The following is a 16,693-nucleotide window of genomic DNA, read 5'->3' on the forward strand; positions in this document are numbered from 1 at the left end:
ACCAAGCCATTATGAGCTTATGTGGCTAGTCGTCATGTTTGACCTCCCAGTCAGCACCAAGGCTGAGATGAAGCGGGCCACGCTTTTTCGCAACAGTCTGCTGGAACTGGGGTTCAGCCGAAAGCAGTTTTCGGTCTACATGCGCCACTGCGAAACCCTCGAAAACGCGCAAAGCATGGCCCAAAAAGTGCGACACTGCCTCGTGCCCAATGGTTTTGTGTCTGTAATGTTTATTACAGACAGGCAATACGGCATGACACAAAACTTCTTTGGCGAAGCAAGGGAAGAAAACGAAGCAAAAACGCTGGAAAACACCAAACAACTGTTTTTGTTCTAGCAGGCCGCCTCGCCAGGCTGCTGCAAGAGCGGCAGCGACAAGGCGGGCTCTTTGGCAAGCACGCAGTCTGCAAAGGATTGGGCCACGGTATTTGTTGCGGGTATAAATGCCGTGGCCCCCGCCTTGCACTCCAGCTTGTGGGCAAGAATGGTGCTGAGGTGCTTTTTTGCCGGGGTATCGAGCGTTGCGGCAAACTCTGTGGCCTCAAGGTGCTGCAATACAAAGGCGTCCGCCACAGGACGCAGCGGCTCCATCAGGTCATCCACAAGGCAAAAGGCGTTGAGCGTGTTGCGGTGGTGCACGCCAAACATGGGCAACAGCCCTGCGGCGCACACGGCCCGCGCCACACACGAGCGCACAATGGCATAGGCATAGTTGAAAAGGCTGTTGCTGCCCTCCAGATCAGGCCGCCGCACAAAGCCCTTTCCCATAAGCGCAGGCCAGTACAGGCGCGCGGCCTGAGCTTCGTGGTTGTCCGTATCGCCGCTTTTCACCTTGCGCTGGAGCAGGTGCAACTTTGCAAGCACGGCCTGTTGCTCCGGCCTGTATGCGGCAAGCGTGGCTATCTGATTATGTATTTTGGCCTGTATAATACTTTTCCACAGTTGCTTGTGCAGCACGGGTGGGCACTGCACCTGCTGCTTTGCTATGGCAGTGTGCCTGTGGTGCGCCGCAAGAGGCGCAGCAATGGAAAGCGGCATATAATCTTTGCCGCAAATGATTATGGGAATATTAGCCTCGCCCAAGCGCACAAAAAACGATTTTGACAGAGTGGCACCCTCTGCGCTGATAATGGCCGCCAGCAAACTATCTATAGGAATACGCCCTATTTCGGCACTATCTTCGCAAATAATGACAAAACCACGGGAACAGTGCGCATAGCGAGAGCTTTCTGAAAGCTCCAGAATATAGTTACCCATCAGCCCCCCCTTTCAAAAAGACAAAAAAATCCGTTTACGCTGCTTTATCAGTATGCAGCCAGACGGATTTTTTTGCAGTTTTTTTGAAATAACCATAATTTTTTGTGGTGGTTACTCCAACAGAGTTTAGCAGGATAGATTTGGACAGACAACTATAGCTGAGGCGCGTCAGTTTATAGCGCCGGGCCAAGTTTAGCAGGATAGATTTGGACAGACAACTATAGCGGGGCGTGGAGTGTTACGCCCGCGTGAGGCAGTTTAGCAGGATAGATTTGGACAGACAACTATAGCAGTAGCCCCCTCTGCCGCCACGGCCCGGCAAGTTTAGCAGGATAGATTTGGACAGACAACTATAGCGGTGCGGTTTTGCGGGGGCCAAACAGCCAGAGTTTAGCAGGATAGATTTGGACAGACAACTATAGCTTTGTTCCTGGGGGATTAGCCGCATACGGCAGTTTAGCAGGATAGATTTGGACAGACAACTATAGCCCTTTCTTCTTGTTATTCTCCACAATCTTGAGTTTAGCAGGATAGATTTGGACAGACAACTATAGCTTGCAGGGCTTCACGCAGGCAACATGCGGGAGTTTAGCAGGATAGATTTGGACAGACAACTATAGCCCACAGCCGCCATTTGACCATACGCAGCATAGTTTAGCAGGATAGATTTGGACAGACAACTATAGCTAAGAATTGGGGCAATGCAACAGGATGTTAAGTTTAGCAGGATAGATTTGGACAGACAACTATAGCCATCCACTCAAAGGTATGTGTGCCATATGAGTTTAGCAGGATAGATTTGGACAGACAACTATAGCGATCACCCCGGCCACCCTGGCTCGGGCCAAAGTTTAGCAGGATAGATTTGGACAGACAACTATAGCGCTACCGCCGCAAGGTCAATCACCCCGGAAAGTTTAGCAGGATAGATTTGGACAGACAACTATAGCCTGCTGCCGCGCGGCAGTGTCCGCGCATGCAGTTTAGCAGGATAGATTTGGACAGACAACTATAGCTGACCAGCAATACCCTCCGCCGCTTCCCCCTTGCCCAGATGGGCAAACCGCCGCTATACTTGCCATTGCCCGGCCCTGAGGCCGCAGGCCAATCCCACCAAGGAAACCGCCCATGCCCGCATCCCTGTTGCTCAATCCCTTTCGCACCGCGCCCGCTCAGGGTGTGGACGTTAGCGATTTTTCGCCCGCCGTGGCCCGGCACGTCCGCGCGTACCACGCCTCTTTCAGCCAGTACCGCCCCACTCCGCTGGTGAGCCTGCCGGGGCTGGCGGCAAGCCTTGGCCTGAAAAACGTCTGCGTAAAGGATGAATCGCACCGCTTTGGCCTCAACGCCTTCAAGGTGCTGGGCGGCTCTTACGCCGTGGCCCGCTGCCTTGCCGAGCGCATGCGCCTGCCAGCCGAGGGCCTTGTGCGGGGCATGCTTGACGCCCCCGCCGCCAGAGCAGCCGCAGGGCAGATCACCTTTATCAGCACTACGGACGGCAACCACGGCAGGGGGCTGGCCTGGACAGCCCGCGAGCTGGGCTATCCCTGCATCATCTACATGCCCAAAGGGTCGGACAAAACCCGCCAGAACAACATTCTGGCGCTTGACGCGCAGTGCAGCATCACTGACCTCAATTATGACGACACCGTGCGCATGAGCTGGAATCTGGCGCAGGAAAATGGCTATGTGATGGTGCAGGATACCGCGTGGGACGGCTACGAGCAGATTCCCGCATGGATCATGCAGGGTTACCTTACCCTTGCCGCAGAAATTCTGGAGCAGATTGACGCAGCCGCCATTCGCCCGACGCACTGCTTTCTTCAGGCGGGCGTAGGGTCATTTGCCGCTGCTGTGGCGGGTTTTCTGGTGGCGGCCCTTGGCGAGGCGGCACCACGATTCATTGTGGTGGAACCGCATGCCGCCGATTGCTTTTACCGCTCCGCGCTGGCGGGCGACGGCAAGGCCCATGCCGTGGGCGGCGACCTGCAAACCCTCATGGCCGGGCTTGCCTGCGGCGAGCCGAGCAGTCTGGCCTGGAGCATCCTCAAGGATTACAGCACGGCCTTCATGTCCTGCCCGGATTACATGGCAGCCAACGGCATGCGTTTGTTGGCGGCACCCGTGAGGGGCGATCAGCCCATTGTTTCCGGCGAATCTGGCGCGGCGGGCGCGGGTGCGCTGCACTGGCTCATGAGCAGCCCCGCTGCGGCAGACCAGCGCGAAGCTCTGGGCCTGAACGCCGATGCCTCGGTTCTGCTCATCAGCACCGAGGGCGACACTGTGCCGCACATCTACAAAAAAATTGTCTGGCAGGGCGCGTATGCGGATGAGGAACGCGCCTGACAACAGCCGCACCCTTCAACCACACATCCGTCAGATGCGGCATCCATGCACAGGGCGCACTGCAACGGGTGTATATATGCAACCCCTGCGCCGTTAGCGGCTGTTTTTCCATTCCTTTTTCAGCAGGGCATAGAGGCATGTATTTTCGTATTTGGGCGTTCCATCGGCATTGCTGACAAATGAAATGAACTCCTTGAAAAGCCCTTCCCTGCGCATGCCCAGCCGCTCGCACAGTTTTTGCGAGCGGATATTGTCATCTTCCACATAGGCATATACCCGCCGTGCGCCCTTGTGGGTAAAAAGGATGTCAATGAACGCCCTTGCGGCCTCGCTCGCGTATCCCTTTCCCTCATGACTGCTGTTCAGATGCCAGCCCAGGCCATAGGTATCCGGCTCATCATTCGCGGCAAACATCAGCCCGATCATCACATCCTGCCCCTTGAGGCAAACTGCCAGTTGCACGGGGTCTGCGCTTCGCCGCGCAACGTCGGCAACCGCTGCTTCCATCGAATCCAGACGGTCAGGCGCAAAACAATGGACTCGTGGATGCGAAAGCATTTCAAACAGGCCTGCCGCATCCTTGGCTTCAAAAGGTCTCAGGACAAGACGTCCCGTTTCAAATTTTGCCACAGCAACCTCCTGTATTTCAAAATCATCATCTCTGTTCGTGCCATGCTCAATGTTGTTCTGGCTGCGCCGCAGGTTCGGCAGAAGGCTCTTTTCGCCGCAGCCTTCTGCTGAAAAAACGGGTCACGACGATGAAGAACAGCGGCGTGTAGTAAATGCCCAAACCTGTTGCGGTGATCATGCCTGTCAGCACTGCTGTGCCAAGGGCGTTTTGCGCGCCGGAGCCTGCCCCGCTGCTGAGCGCCAGCGGCACCACACCAAGAATGAAGCATAGCGAAGTCATTATGATGGGCCGCAGGCGAAGCCGGGAGGCCTCCACAGTGGCTGCAACCAGATCTTTGCCGCCCCGGTGCATTTCTCTGGCAAATTCCACGATCAGAATTGAGTTCTTGGCCGACAGGCCAATGATCGTCAGCAGTGCAATTTGCAGGTAAATGTCATTATTCATGCCGCGCAGGTACACACCGCCCAGTGCGCCCACAATGCCCGTGGGCACCGCCAGCAGCACCGCCAGCGGGATAGTCCAGCTTTCGTACAGGGCTGCCAGACAAAGAAAGACCACGATAATGGAAACAGCATAGAGCAAAGGGGCCTGACTTGCGGACACACGCTGCTGATAGGAAAGCCCCGTCCAGGCATAATCAAAACCGGGGGGCAGACTTGCCGCGCTTTTTTCCATTGCCGTCATGGCCTGCCCGGTGCTTTGCCCCGGTGCGGCGGCCCCTTCAATCTTTACGGACGGTATGCCCTGATAGCGGGTCAGGCTTGGTGAAGCCAGAACGGACTTTACGCCGATAAAACTGGAGAACGGCACCATCTCGTCCTTGGCGTTGCGCAGATAAAAGCGCCTGAAATCGTCTATTCCAGCGCGAACCGAAGGCTCCGCCTGAAGGTAGACCTTTTTTGTTCTGCCCTTATCCGAAAAATCATTGATATACTCGCCCGCCCAGTAGGCGCTGATGGCGCTGTTTATTTCGGCTCTGCTCAGGCCGTAAGCGCCAGCCTTGCTGTTGTCGATGACCAGATCGTACTGTTCGGTATCGGCCATGCCGCTATACCTTACGCTGGTAACAGCAGTGGATTTTGCCGCACTTTCCAGCAGGGCATCCTTGGCGTTGAGCAAGGCCGCGTGCCCTTTGCCGCCGCGATCCATCAGTTCCAGCTCAAAGCCGGAGGAAGTGCCAAGCTCCATGACCGCCGGGGGCGACATCACAACTATTTCCGCCCCGGCTATGGATGAAAACCGTTCCGTGGCGCGTTCCATCACGTCAGAGGCGCTCTGCCCCGGGCCGCGTTTGCTCCAGTCCTTGAGCAGGGGAAGCACCATGGCCGAGTTCTGGCCGGAACCGCTGAATCCCCAGCCGATAACGCTCATGACGCTTTCTATGGAATCCTTTTCGTCTTTGCGAAAGTAGGCATCAATCTCTTTGACAATCTTTTCCGTGCGCTCAAGTGACGCGCCCGGCGGCAACTGCACGTCAACATACAGGATGCCCTGATCTTCATCCGGCAAAAATGCCGAAGGCAAAAGCATAAACAAAGCCAGGCACCCTGCTGCCAAAACCGCAAATACCACACCCCACTGCAAGGGGTGCCGCACCATGCCGCTCACGCCACGGCTGTAGCGTTCCGTAAAGGCGGCAAACCATCGGTTGAAGCGCCCAAAGAAGCCTTCGCCCGTTCCTTTGCCATGCGTACGCAGCATGGTGGCGCACAGGGCAGGCGTAAGCACAATGGCAACCACTACAGAAAGTACCATTGACGCAACAATGGTCACGGAAAACTGCCGAAAGATTGCCCCGGTGGAGCCGGGCATAAAGGCCATGGGAACAAACACGGCGGATATGACCACGGCAACGCCCACAAGCGCCCCGGTTATCTGCTTCATGGATTTGAGCGCGGCCTCCTTTGGGGAAAGCCCCTCGTCGCGCATGAGGCGCTCCACATTTTCCACCACAACAATGGCGTCATCCACCAAAAGACCAATAGCCAGCACCATGCCGAACATGGTCAATGTGTTGATGGAAAACCCCATGGCCGCAAATACCGCGAACACCCCGAGCAGCACCACAGGTACGGCAATGGCCGGAATAAGCGTGGCGCGGTAGCTCTGCATGAACACAAACATCACCGCCACAACAAGGGCAATGGCCTCAAAAAGGGTACGCACAACCGACCGTATGGATTTTTCCACAATGGGCGCGCGGTCGTCAGCATAGGCATATTTCAACCCCGGCGGGAAAAATCCGGCAAGCGACTGCAATTCGGCCTTGATTCCCCTGGTGGTTTGCAGAACGTTGGCCCCCGATGAAAGCTTGAAAGCCAGCCCCGTACCCGCATGCCCGTTGAAAAATGTGGTGCCCATGGAACTTTCTTCATTCAGTTCGATGCGGGCAACATCCTTAAGCAGCACTGCGGATCCGTTTTCTTCCACCCGCAGCTGAATCTGTTCAAACTGTTCCGCTGTTTCCAGGCTGGATGAGGCGTTGATGGCAATATTGATCTCCTGCCCCGGCAAGGCAGGGGCCGCCCCCACCTGACCGCCAGCAACCTGGGCGTTCTGAGCGCGCACGGCAGCAATAATATCCTGAGGATTCAGCTTGTACTGGCGCATTTTGTCCGGGTCGCACCAGATGCGCATGGCATTTTGAAAACCGTACAGGGTGATTGCACCAACGCCCTGAACGCGGCTCAAGGGGTCAACCAGCGAGCTTGCCACGTAGTCGCTTATGTCATTGGGGCGCATGGTGTCGCTGGCATCGTAAAAAGCCACTGTCATGAACGAATTGTCCACGGCTTTGGACGCCTGAACGCCCTGCCGCTGCACTGTATCGGGCAGCAGGGAAAGAGCCTGCTGCACCTTGTTCTGCACCTGCACCTGCGCCGTATCAGCATCCGTGCCCGCAGCAAAGGTGAGGGTAATTTCCGTACCGCCGGAGGAACTGCTGGTTGATTTCATGTGCAGCAGGTTGTCCAGGCCTTTTATCTGCTGCTCAATGATCTGCGTTACGCTGCGGTCAACAATGGACGCGGTCGCTCCTGGGTACTGGGCCGAGATGGATATCTGCGGCAGGGCGATATCCGGATAATGCGCAACGGGGAGCCTGCCAAGAGCCAGCAGTCCGGCCAGCATAATGATGATGGCAATAACCCAGGCGAAGATGGGGCGATTGATGAAAAAAGCTGCCATACCCTACCGCGCCTCGGTGGCAGACGCCGCAGGGGCGGCCTTTGTTTGCAATGATTGCGCGGGTACGCCCCGCACAAGTTCACCGGGGGCCGCTTTCTGGAAGCCCTCAACCACCAGTATGTCGCCAGCGCTGAGGCCCGCGCCCACAATCCAGCGGTTGCCGTATGCGCGGTCAATGCTCACATCGCGCCGCGTCAGACGAAAAATCCCGTCTTCCGCGCCTTCTTTCTGCAACACGTAAACAGAATGCCCGCCAGTGTTGTTCACAAAGGCGGCCCCCTGCGGGATCAGCACGGCCTTGTCCACCGAGCCTTCTTCAATAGCGGCCTTAACGTACATGCCCGGCAGCAGCAGCCCGTCAGGGTTATCGACCACTGCCCGCAGCCTTATGCTCCCCGTGCTCTGCGCCACAGATATTTCAGAAAACAGCAGGTCGCCCTGTATCCAGGCCGATTCACCAGCATGCGCTGCTGTGGCCACTGGCGTATAGGGCGAACCGTCTTCAAGCGTCAGGCGGATTTTTGCTGTATTGCCCTTGGCGGATATGCGGCCCTGCGCAAGGGCGCGGCGCAGGCGGATAGCCTCCGCGCTGGATTGCGTCATATCAATATAGACGCGGTCAATCTGCTGAATGACGGCCAGAGGGGATGACTGGTTGGCAGTAACCAGAGCGCCGACCGTAACGGCAGAGGCCCCAATGCGGCCTGACACCGGGGCTTTTATTTCTGTATAGGCAAGATTGATGGCCGCTGTTTCAAGCTCGGCCTCCGCCCTGGCAACGCGGGCGCGGGCCTGACCGTGCTGCGAGATGGAATTGTCCAGCTCCTGCTGGCTTACGGCGTATTGCTTGATCAGCAACCGCTGGCGTTTTTCCAGCAGGGCAATGGCGGTAACAGCGGCCTTTGCCTCCGCAAGCGAGGCTCTGGCCGTGGCGTGGGCCGCCTGATAGATGGCCGGGTCTATGCGGTACAAGACCTGCCCTTTTTTTATATCTGCGCCTTCTTCAAAAAGACGCTCAATGATAATGCCGTCAACCTGAGGCCGAACCTCCGCCGTTACCAGCGCGGACACTCTCCCCGGTAGCGTACTGCTCAGGGTCAACTTTTCTTCCCCCAGCACAAGGTACTGCACCTCGGCATGGGCTGGGCCAGACTCCTCCGCCTTGTTGCAGCCAAGGGCGAGCACTGTCAGCCACAAGGGCACGAGCAGCCACAGTCGAAATTTTTTCATACTAAACCAGCGCATTACAAACACCTCTGTTCCAGTGTCGGCAAGCAATCTCGGGCTTGCCCTTTTGCCTGTAATTTGCCAGCGTAAACTATACAGTTACTTTAGAGTCAAGGGAAAAATGAAATGAAAAAGAATCTGCTCACCTCAGGCGAATTCGCCAGCCTGTGCGGCACGCAAAAAGGCACCCTGCTGTTCTATGAAAAAGAAGGGTTGCTGAAACCCAAGCACGTTTCAGAAAACAGGTACCGCCGATACGGGGTTGAGCAGTATTTTGAATTTGACCTGCTCTCCATGCTCAAGGAGGTCGGCAGCTCGCTGAAGGAGGTCAAGGCGCACCTGCACAACATGAACGGCGAGGACTTCTTGTCCTTCCTGCGGGAAAAACAGCTCGCCGCAGAAAAGGAACTGCGCCGAGTGGCCCAGCGCAGATTGATGCTCAAAGACATGACCGCCTGCCTGCGCGAAGCCCTGGATTTTGAATACGACACCATGACCGTGCGGCACCAAAAGGCAGAACGGCTGGAAATGACGCCAACAGGCGCAAGCCCCTCAGAGTCGCAATGGGAACTTGTGCAGCGCTTTGTGGAATATAATCGCGGATATGAGCAGCAGGAAGAAAAACCGCGTTACCCCTTTGGCGTTGTCTTTTGCCTGGATGACATACGGCAGGGCAGCTATGTTGAGCGATACTACTTCACCAAGGTGCGGCGCTCCACGCCGCCCTCCCTCCTCCATATAAAACCTGAGGGGAAATATGCCATTATGGCCCACAACGGCACGGACGCCTCGCACAGGCTGGCCCTTGCCGATATGCTGAAGAAGGTCAGCGCCGCTGGCCTGACCATGAAAAGCGATGTCTATGTGTGCGACATGATGAGTTACGTCATGCAGGAGGGCGGCGACTGCTACGCAGTGAAATATGCCATTCGGGTTGAATAGCGGCATGCGGCCTCAATTGACGGTTCCCCGTAATCAAGGCCCGCCAGCACGGCCCGTGCGCCCTCGCCCCTGCCCCGATGATGGCAAATCACCAACGGCAGAACGCCGAGGCTATGGGCCTGAACGCCGAATCCCTGGTTCTGCGCGTCAGCACAAGGGGCACACTGTGCAACACATCGAAAATGGTTGTCTGTCAGAGCACGTAGCGGATAAGGAGCCGCCTGGCAAAAATATGGATCCAAAGTTCCATGAGCAAAATAAAGAAAATAATTCAACTAGTAGGCTCAAAAAAATGCCCCATACGCCGATGCAAATGGCCGAAACAAGCCCAACTCTTAATCCTTACATAAATAATCTTTAATTACAGACTTTGAACCCGGCATATCTTGTATACGCCCCTGATATATTATGCTTCCGCCCCTATCTCCACCACCCGGTCCAAATTCTACAATGTAGTCCATATGCTTCAGTAAAAAGACATTGTGCTCGATAACCATGATGCCCTGGGTTGATGGCAACAACGAATCCAAAAAATCTAAAAGCAGCTTTGAATCATTTCTCTCAAGCCCCCGTGATGGCTCATCAACAATCAGGAACGTTTTTTTCAAATTTGTCTTAATCTGCGACAACAATCGAATGCGCTGAGCCTCACCGCCAGACAATTCCGAAGTTGCCCGGAAGAGATTAAGGTGCCCCAACCCAATTGACTGCATATCTTCAAATTTTGATGTAAGCAGAGCACTTTCTTTGAACAACGACCTTTCCACCAACTGGGCCACGGGCATGATCAAGATGTCATGAATAGAGCATCCCATGTACGAATGCGCCAGAACTTGCTGGTTATAACGCTGGCCGTTGCAGATATCGCACGGGTACCGAAAAGTATGGCTATAAGCAGCCTCCAGTTCAATAAAACCCTTACCCATGCAATTGGGACATTGGCTGTCCTCATTGTTAAAAAGAAAGGTCTTAGAAGCTGTACCAAGTTTATTGCATAAAAAAGCATCCAGCGGCTGCATCAACTTGAGGTACGTGCCCACTGTTGAATTACTGTTGCCATGGATACCACTTTGGTTGATATACGAGACGTTTTTCTGGCTCGATATGGCCTCGGCAAATGAGGATTTTCCGGAGCCAGACATACCGCAACACCCAACCAGACAGCCCATTGGAATTGTTACAGACAATTCTTTAATATTATTGACAGCTTTAACACTGAACTCTCTACTTCCCTTGGGGATGACAGGCGTTCTCTTAATAGAAATGGCCTTTTGTTCTTGCAGCCACTCAGCATCATCAATCACATTGCCATCATTCAGAGCAATTACCCGGTCTGATTTTTCAATAAATTCTAGTTTATGTTCGACCATAACCACTGTAGCGGGCTTATTTTTCAGGGCTTCAATCTGTTTGATAACATGAGCATACTCAGCAACATGCAATGATGATGAAGCTTCATCGACAACATAGAGCAAATTGCAGAAGTCTGCGCTTAAAATTGCCGCTAATTGAAGCCGCTGGAACTCTCCCCCAGAAAGTGACGGGATGGAACGCATGGGCGCAAGATAGCCGAGATTATTTTTTATTATATGCTCAAAGAGCGTAGCCAATCGGTGTATGGCAAAGTCCTTACCTGATAATGAGCGTACAAACGTAGCTAAGGCATCAAAATTAGCTGCCATGACATCCTGAACTGTCCAACCATTCAGTTTGAACTGCTGCAACTGCGGTGCAAAGCGCGCGCCGCCACATTGCGGGCAAGACTGCTCCAAAATGTAAGACTTGGCTTTTTGTCTGTTGCCCGGTTGCTGCAAATTATTGCAGCAGTCTTCGATTTCCCGGATCGCACCTATGAAAGGAATTTTTTTCTGCCGATAACGGGTCTTCTGCTTGTATTTCACAAGATAAACTTCATTACCTGGGCTGTTGAGCAGCAAATCGCGTTGAGCTACGGGCAATTCATCCAAAGATTTGGACATTGCAATTGCATGTGCAGCGCAAAACTGCTCCAGCAAGGGGTAATAATGCGCAGATAAAAAATTGTTCCAACTTAAAAAAGGGTGCGCAGACAACGGCTTGCTGTAATCAACGATACGCTTTGCATCAGGCTTAATGACCACACCCAAACCTTGGCAGGTAGGGCAATAATTATCCGGAGCATTCTGCGCCATAATATTGCGGCGCATATCAGGATTTGCACGCATAAATAACGGCAAGAACAGCTTATCCAGCCCAAGATACGTAAAAATACTGGACCTTGGGTTTACGTTTGTATTTTTTTGACGCAGCGATACTGCGGGCAGCAGATTTTCGTATGCGTGTACAACCGGGCGCAAACTTGCCGAAACACCAGAAATAGTGTCCAGCTCGTTTTTACACAATGCGTATAGACTGTGGAATGCCAGCGATGTTTTGCCAGCACCGCTGCCTCCTACGATGGCCGTAAGCTCCCCATGCGGAAAGGCGACATCAATGGACTGAAGATTGTTGGTTTCTACGCCGGAGAGCTTGAGCATGGGGCACCCTCACTATTTTCGGCTTCAAGATAAAAAAGTTCATTAATAGAAAGGTCATTTGCTTCTGGAAATACTCTCCTGGCCTCATTCTGCTTATCTGATATGCAATACAAGTAGCATAGCATTGTATATACGATTGTCTTTTGAACTGAATTTTCAATCAATTTCAACCGATACACCACCTCATCAATACCGGAAAAATCATTCCTCTCTACAATTCTTTTATAATTTTTTCGAATCCATGCTCCACAATAATACACGCCAGCTTCATAATTATCTGAATCAAACGAAGCCGAGTAAGCATCAAGAGCTTCCTTTAAATTCCTTTCATTATTTTCATTATCAACTATTGCCTGATACACCCTACCCATCTCAAATTTTATTTTTGATACATCATACCCGTATCTCAAAGCCATTTGATACTTTTCGACCACCTCCGTTGCCTTACCCGGTGCAATCTTAAAGTCAAATTCTTTCATAATAAACTGTCTTGATTTACTAAAAAAGTCTTCAAAATTCCATAACGGTGCATTCATCAAAGCAGCTCGTGTATCAGTCTTCCTTTCACTGTAAATTCTAAATAGGGCCTGTCCCCATCCATACCAAGCACGAGCTAAAGTGGAATCAATGTGAACCGCGTGTTCAAAATCTGCTATAGCTAATTTATAATATCCAGAATAATAGTATTGTTCCCCTCGGAGAACATATAACAATCCGTAATCTTTACATTTTTTTTCAACACGACTGAAAACTGTAACTGCACTTAAATCCTTCGTTGCAGTAACGGGATCAAAAGATGAGGCTTCGGTCATTTCTAGTAGGGCTTCAAATTTCTTCCTAAGATCAGTCATTTTTCTTTCTTCTTTTAAAATTTTTCTAAAAGAAAGATATGCCCCAAGCCCTGTAGACCCGATGATCAAGGCAAGAATACCAGTGAGGATAGTGATAAAATCCTGAGCTTTCATATTTGCGCTTTCAGCCGCAGGACAAAAAAATTTAAAAAATTCATAATCGGTAGCTATTGCAAGACCTCTATAAGAAATAACTATTATAACCAGAAGTGAAATGACAAACAGAGGAAAAATAATTTTTAGAATACCATCAAACAAACGTCCAATGAGCTCGGATAAATTTACAATGCACTCGAAAAAGCTAAAAAAAACAAATTTTACGCAATCAACAATCATCTTTGGAAAACTCAATATTCTTAAATGCATATTCCTCCACTCCATTCCCGCAGCACGGGCATTCATTCCACCGTTTATACTCTTCAAGAGTTAATTTTTTAGTTAAAAAATTAAACTCTCCCCGCTTGCCAAGCATAGTGGGTTGCATATACGGCGGCCCCACAAGCAGTTTCAGGCATTCATTGGCGGCAAATGATGCAGATATGGCCGCCAGGGGGCCAATATTACCCAGATTGCGATGTTCTTTGACTATGCGCTCCGCCCCTTCCAAGGCGTCCATGCCAACCTGTTCCATTGCGTGTGAGATACAGTAAAAACATGGCGACTCCCCAGGAATGACCGTTGGCCCCACAAGGCTGAGGTGCATATTGTAGCCGCCTGCAATGATGTACGGCACATGGCAGGCAAAGGCCGCGTCATTCACAATGGCAGATGTGTGGGAGACAGAGGGGTAATCGGCACAGTTGATCAGAACAGTCGGAGTGACTACAGCCTGCCGCAAGAGATCAACAAGTTGATGAGGGCTTTCAAGTTTGTCGCTGACCGATGTGACCGTGTAATAATTGTTTTTGCGCGCAGCGAGCATTTCAGCCAACGCCTGAGTTTTGGGAAAACCGAGGTTTCCATGGCCGAAAACAGAACGGTTCAAATTGTGCGGCTTGACAACGTCATCATCCAGCAACGAAAAATGCCGTATACCAAACTGGGCAAGAAGGGAGACCACCCAACTGCCCACTCCGCCCGCCCCGATGACGACAATATGCCCGTTGACAACCCGCTCCCATGCAGAATCCAGATGGTTGTAAGGCGCATAAGAGGCTATAAAATTTTTTACACGGCGAAAGGGATCATTTGCACGCGCCTGCACAATACGGAAGTCTTCCAACACACAGCGATCACAGAGAACTTCAAACAGCTTGTTCAGCCCCCGCACCTGTTGGTCGTTCAATCCATACTGTTGCACAAGCTTGGTAAAGGTCAGACTACCATCAAGAGCTCGTAAAATCGTTATGTAAATTTCATCCGCAAACTGCATATCGAAGCTTTGCCGAATATCAGAAAGAAAGAACTGATATCTCCCCGCTTGCGGCAAAGGAGTTAAAGAAACTGAGGGGCGTAGACGAAAATATTCCTGACTGAATTTGCTCATTGCTCTTCCTCCCCGCAGGACGGGCAATGGATATCGCGCTCCACGCTGAAAGTATCAAGACTGTAATCGTGAAAAAGAAATTCTCCACGCCCGCCACTGGCAGCCGCGCTCGCCGTATCGGGATTGATAAAATAGGAAAGCACCTCCAGCACTGCGGTTGCTGCGCTGAATGCAGACAGACTGCCAAGCCCGCCAAACCATTCGCTGCGCTCCTGCACAGGGTGCGTCACTGGCTTCCAGTTTTTCAGATTCTCATGAAAAAAGGTGGCATAGCAGTCGGCGCAGGGGGTTACGTGCGGAATCAGCAACTCACCAAGTGAAGCAAGATGCGCATCAAACCCGCCTGCCGCCACCATTGGCACGTTATGCTGCAAGGCATAGCGAGAAAGCCGGATATTGGTGTACCCGACATAAGGTTCATCAGCCGTATTGATTATGAGTGATGCGTTCTGGAGCAGCGGCTCAATTCTTGTCTGGGTAGTCAGCACAAGATCGTGTATTTGCACCTCAGGTTTGAAAGCGAGGTCATCAATCAGCTTTTTTGCAGCGATGGTCTTGGCCTTTCCCATCTCACAGCCAACGGCATACGGAGTGCGGGCCACATCATTTTTTTCAACTACGGCATAGTCCGCAATGGTAAAATGGCGAAAACCAACCATGCAAAGCTGCTGCAAAATATTGCTACCAACGGCCCCCAATCCCAATACAACAATGCAGGCATCGAAAATTCTTTTTTGCGCGGCAATTGCCAACTCTGGTTGCTTTAGAACATCCAGCAGAAAATACATCTGGCGCTTGTATTGCTCCACATACGCTGCTGGCAGCAAATCTGTTGCAATAGGATTCCCAAATGCGACAATGCCTTCCCCCTCAAGAAAGTTGAGAAAAGCTGCCGTACAGTCATCAAGATCAAGATGGGCTTGCGCCAACGATGCTTCCAAAGACTGATCCTTGGCAATCTCTTTGAGCAACACTGCAAACTGATGCCTACAAACAATTTTCAAGCGACGACGGGTGCCAAGAAACAAAAAAAGAACCTGACATTTGCCCTCGCATGGCGGGTAAATAAAAACCTCCACCCCATCGCGCAGATTCAGGGTGGAGGCTAAAAAACGCTGTTTCATGGTTTGCCCGGTTCTAGTATTGAACCTGCCCACCCTTGACAGCCAGGTACTTCTCCCAGGCTTCTGCATTTTCGACAAAGTTAGCATCAGCCGAGCACACGCGGGTGCAACAATCAGAACGGCTGCCAGAACACGTGGCCGTGTAGGCCACGCTGTCCATGCCATCTTCATCGGCAACAATGGAAAAGCCAAATTCTTCCAGATTCTTTTCTGTCTTGTTTTGCATATCTCAATCCTCAAACAGGGTTATATAAAAAACTTTAAATATCAATATGTGAAACACGCTAACAAGTCAAGAGCACAATCTCGGATAAAGTTAATTATGCCTTGTAAAAAGAAATTATTCGCAACCTATCAATCTCAGTATAGCCTAAAATACAGACATAAAACACAGTGTAACAAATGGATAACGCAACACTTATCATTCAATTAATATTATAGCTACACATTACACCATCAATACTACCTTAACATTATTCAAATAATTTTTTATACACATTAATATACACATACACCACACAGAAAAAAGGCAAAACTACCAATCCTCCTCTAAATGACGATAAATAAAGCAGAAGGGCATATTTTGACTGCACGGAGCACCACCTAACAATACAACGGACAACTGATCAAGTTTATGAATACCTTTAACTATAAAAACAGATTCATTATACATGCTAGCTGCTAGCCATTATTTATCTCCCCACCCAAGCCCCGCCGATACGTATTTTCCTCTTGCGGGCGGGGCGCTGTAATCGTAGAGATATGCAAGAGCTATACGATTGCTCCACCAAAATCATTATGAGGCCCCACATGCAGGTTTGCAAAAAATTGGCTGACGGCGTTTTGCATGTCAGCATAGCGGGCAAGATCGACACCGTGACGGCTCCGGCGCTGGACAGGGATTTGCAAGAAGACTGCGGCGCTGCGGACGAGCTGGTGCTTGATTTCAGCGAGGTGGACTATATTTCAAGCGCAGGCCTGCGCATTTTGCTGCGCCTGCACAAGCGCATGGTTCAGCGCAAGGGAATGCGCATCATCCACGCCAATGAAACCGTGAGAGAAGTGTTCAGCATCACAGGTTTTGTGGATCTGTTTACCATAGAATAGCCGCACACCCGCAAGCCCGC

Annotated in this window: 13 protein-coding genes and 1 CRISPR repeat array; of the genes, 4 read left to right on the forward strand and 9 right to left on the reverse strand. The window is 51.7% G+C overall.

Features of this window, described 5'->3' with window-relative positions:
- Window positions 1-19 precede the first annotated feature (19 nt).
- Complete coding sequence (cas2, locus tag ACUZ9P_RS14275; RefSeq protein WP_449250195.1) at window positions 20-337, forward strand: CRISPR-associated endonuclease Cas2; 318 nt, start codon at window positions 20-22, stop codon at window positions 335-337.
- Here the strand turns inward: cas2 and cas1 are convergent.
- Window positions 334-1,257 (reverse strand): type II CRISPR-associated endonuclease Cas1, encoded by a 924-nt coding sequence (gene cas1 / locus ACUZ9P_RS14280; protein ID WP_449250196.1) that lies wholly within the window; start codon window positions 1,255-1,257, stop codon window positions 334-336. The genes cas2 and cas1 overlap by 4 nt on opposite strands.
- 123 nt (window positions 1,258-1,380) lie before the next feature.
- A CRISPR array of direct repeats spans window positions 1,381-2,273; the repeat unit is 36 nt; unit sequence AGTTTAGCAGGATAGATTTGGACAGACAACTATAGC.
- 112 nt (window positions 2,274-2,385) lie between these two features.
- Between cas1 and dpaL the strand changes: the two genes are divergently transcribed.
- Entirely contained in the window at window positions 2,386-3,603 is a 1,218-nt protein-coding gene (dpaL, locus tag ACUZ9P_RS14285; protein ID WP_449250197.1) for a diaminopropionate ammonia-lyase, read from the forward strand.
- 93 nt (window positions 3,604-3,696) lie between these two features.
- Here the strand turns inward: dpaL and ACUZ9P_RS14290 are convergent, their stop codons facing one another.
- Genes ACUZ9P_RS14290 through ACUZ9P_RS14300 form a run of 3 tightly spaced genes read right to left on the reverse strand, consistent with a single transcriptional unit; the run spans window position 3,697 to window position 8,650 of the window.
- A complete protein-coding gene (locus tag ACUZ9P_RS14290; RefSeq protein ID WP_449250198.1) occupies window positions 3,697-4,233 on the reverse strand; it encodes a GNAT family N-acetyltransferase in 537 nt (178 codons plus the stop codon).
- A 46-nt stretch (window positions 4,234-4,279) separates the two neighbouring features.
- Entirely contained in the window at window positions 4,280-7,420 is a 3,141-nt protein-coding gene (locus ACUZ9P_RS14295) for an efflux RND transporter permease subunit (protein WP_449250199.1), read from the reverse strand.
- 3 nt (window positions 7,421-7,423) lie between these two features.
- Window positions 7,424-8,650 (reverse strand): efflux RND transporter periplasmic adaptor subunit, encoded by a 1,227-nt coding sequence (locus ACUZ9P_RS14300; RefSeq protein WP_449250200.1) that lies wholly within the window; start codon window positions 8,648-8,650, stop codon window positions 7,424-7,426.
- Window positions 8,651-8,773: 123 nt separating this feature from the next.
- Here ACUZ9P_RS14300 and ACUZ9P_RS14305 point away from each other — a divergent pair, with 123 nt between their 5' ends.
- Window positions 8,774-9,589: a MerR family transcriptional regulator gene (locus ACUZ9P_RS14305; RefSeq protein WP_449250201.1), complete on the forward strand. Its 816-nt coding sequence runs from the start codon at window positions 8,774-8,776 to the stop codon at window positions 9,587-9,589.
- Window positions 9,590-9,924: 335 nt separating this feature from the next.
- On the opposite strand, the gene ACUZ9P_RS14310 is transcribed toward ACUZ9P_RS14305, so the two are convergent.
- From ACUZ9P_RS14310 to ACUZ9P_RS14330, 5 genes are read right to left on the reverse strand one after another with little or no spacing between them, the layout of a single operon-like run.
- On the reverse strand, window positions 9,925-12,105 hold the full coding sequence (locus ACUZ9P_RS14310) for a hypothetical protein (protein WP_449250202.1): 2,181 nt from the start codon (window positions 12,103-12,105) through the stop codon (window positions 9,925-9,927).
- Window positions 12,084-13,358, reverse strand: coding sequence for a hypothetical protein (locus ACUZ9P_RS14315; RefSeq protein WP_449250203.1), 1,275 nt, complete (start codon window positions 13,356-13,358; stop codon window positions 12,084-12,086). The genes ACUZ9P_RS14310 and ACUZ9P_RS14315 overlap by 22 nt, the downstream gene beginning before the upstream one ends.
- Window positions 13,282-14,442, reverse strand: coding sequence for a HesA/MoeB/ThiF family protein (locus ACUZ9P_RS14320; protein ID WP_449250204.1), 1,161 nt, complete (start codon window positions 14,440-14,442; stop codon window positions 13,282-13,284). The genes ACUZ9P_RS14315 and ACUZ9P_RS14320 overlap by 77 nt, the downstream gene beginning before the upstream one ends.
- Window positions 14,439-15,566 carry a HesA/MoeB/ThiF family protein gene (locus tag ACUZ9P_RS14325; RefSeq protein WP_449250205.1) on the reverse strand — a complete coding sequence of 376 codons (1,128 nt, stop codon included), beginning with the start codon at window positions 15,564-15,566 and terminating at the stop codon, window positions 14,439-14,441. The genes ACUZ9P_RS14320 and ACUZ9P_RS14325 overlap by 4 nt, the downstream gene beginning before the upstream one ends.
- A 13-nt stretch (window positions 15,567-15,579) precedes the next feature.
- The gene (locus ACUZ9P_RS14330) at window positions 15,580-15,792 is read right to left on the reverse strand and encodes a hypothetical protein (protein ID WP_449250206.1); all 213 of its coding nucleotides are present in this window, start codon (window positions 15,790-15,792) and stop codon (window positions 15,580-15,582) included.
- Between the two features lie 584 nt (window positions 15,793-16,376).
- On the opposite strand from ACUZ9P_RS14330, the gene ACUZ9P_RS14335 reads away from it, so the two are divergent.
- Window positions 16,377-16,673, forward strand: coding sequence for an STAS domain-containing protein (locus tag ACUZ9P_RS14335; RefSeq protein WP_209818972.1), 297 nt, complete (start codon window positions 16,377-16,379; stop codon window positions 16,671-16,673).
- The last annotated feature ends 20 nt before the right edge of the window (window positions 16,674-16,693 follow it).

It is taken from the genome of Desulfovibrio intestinivivus (assembly GCF_053570665.1).

Excerpts from the sequence above, each read along its gene's own strand:
- ACUZ9P_RS14320 (WP_449250204.1), bottom strand. The coding sequence starts at position 14,442 with ATGAGCAAATTCAGTCAGGAATATTTTCGTCTACGCCCCTCAGTTTCT.
- ACUZ9P_RS14330 (WP_449250206.1), bottom strand. The coding sequence starts at position 15,792 with ATGCAAAACAAGACAGAAAAGAATCTGGAAGAATTTGGCTTTTCCATT.
- ACUZ9P_RS14315 (WP_449250203.1), bottom strand. The coding sequence starts at position 13,358 with ATGAATGCCCGTGCTGCGGGAATGGAGTGGAGGAATATGCATTTAAGA.
- ACUZ9P_RS14335 (WP_209818972.1), top strand. The coding sequence starts at position 16,377 with ATGCAGGTTTGCAAAAAATTGGCTGACGGCGTTTTGCATGTCAGCATA.
- ACUZ9P_RS14305 (WP_449250201.1), top strand. The coding sequence starts at position 8,774 with ATGAAAAAGAATCTGCTCACCTCAGGCGAATTCGCCAGCCTGTGCGGC.
- cas2 (WP_449250195.1), top strand. The coding sequence starts at position 20 with ATGTGGCTAGTCGTCATGTTTGACCTCCCAGTCAGCACCAAGGCTGAG.
- dpaL (WP_449250197.1), top strand. The coding sequence starts at position 2,386 with ATGCCCGCATCCCTGTTGCTCAATCCCTTTCGCACCGCGCCCGCTCAG.
- ACUZ9P_RS14310 (WP_449250202.1), bottom strand. The coding sequence starts at position 12,105 with ATGCTCAAGCTCTCCGGCGTAGAAACCAACAATCTTCAGTCCATTGAT.
- ACUZ9P_RS14300 (WP_449250200.1), bottom strand. The coding sequence starts at position 8,650 with ATGAAAAAATTTCGACTGTGGCTGCTCGTGCCCTTGTGGCTGACAGTG.
- ACUZ9P_RS14325 (WP_449250205.1), bottom strand. The coding sequence starts at position 15,566 with ATGAAACAGCGTTTTTTAGCCTCCACCCTGAATCTGCGCGATGGGGTG.
- ACUZ9P_RS14295 (WP_449250199.1), bottom strand. The coding sequence starts at position 7,420 with ATGGCAGCTTTTTTCATCAATCGCCCCATCTTCGCCTGGGTTATTGCC.
- cas1 (WP_449250196.1), bottom strand. The coding sequence starts at position 1,257 with ATGGGTAACTATATTCTGGAGCTTTCAGAAAGCTCTCGCTATGCGCAC.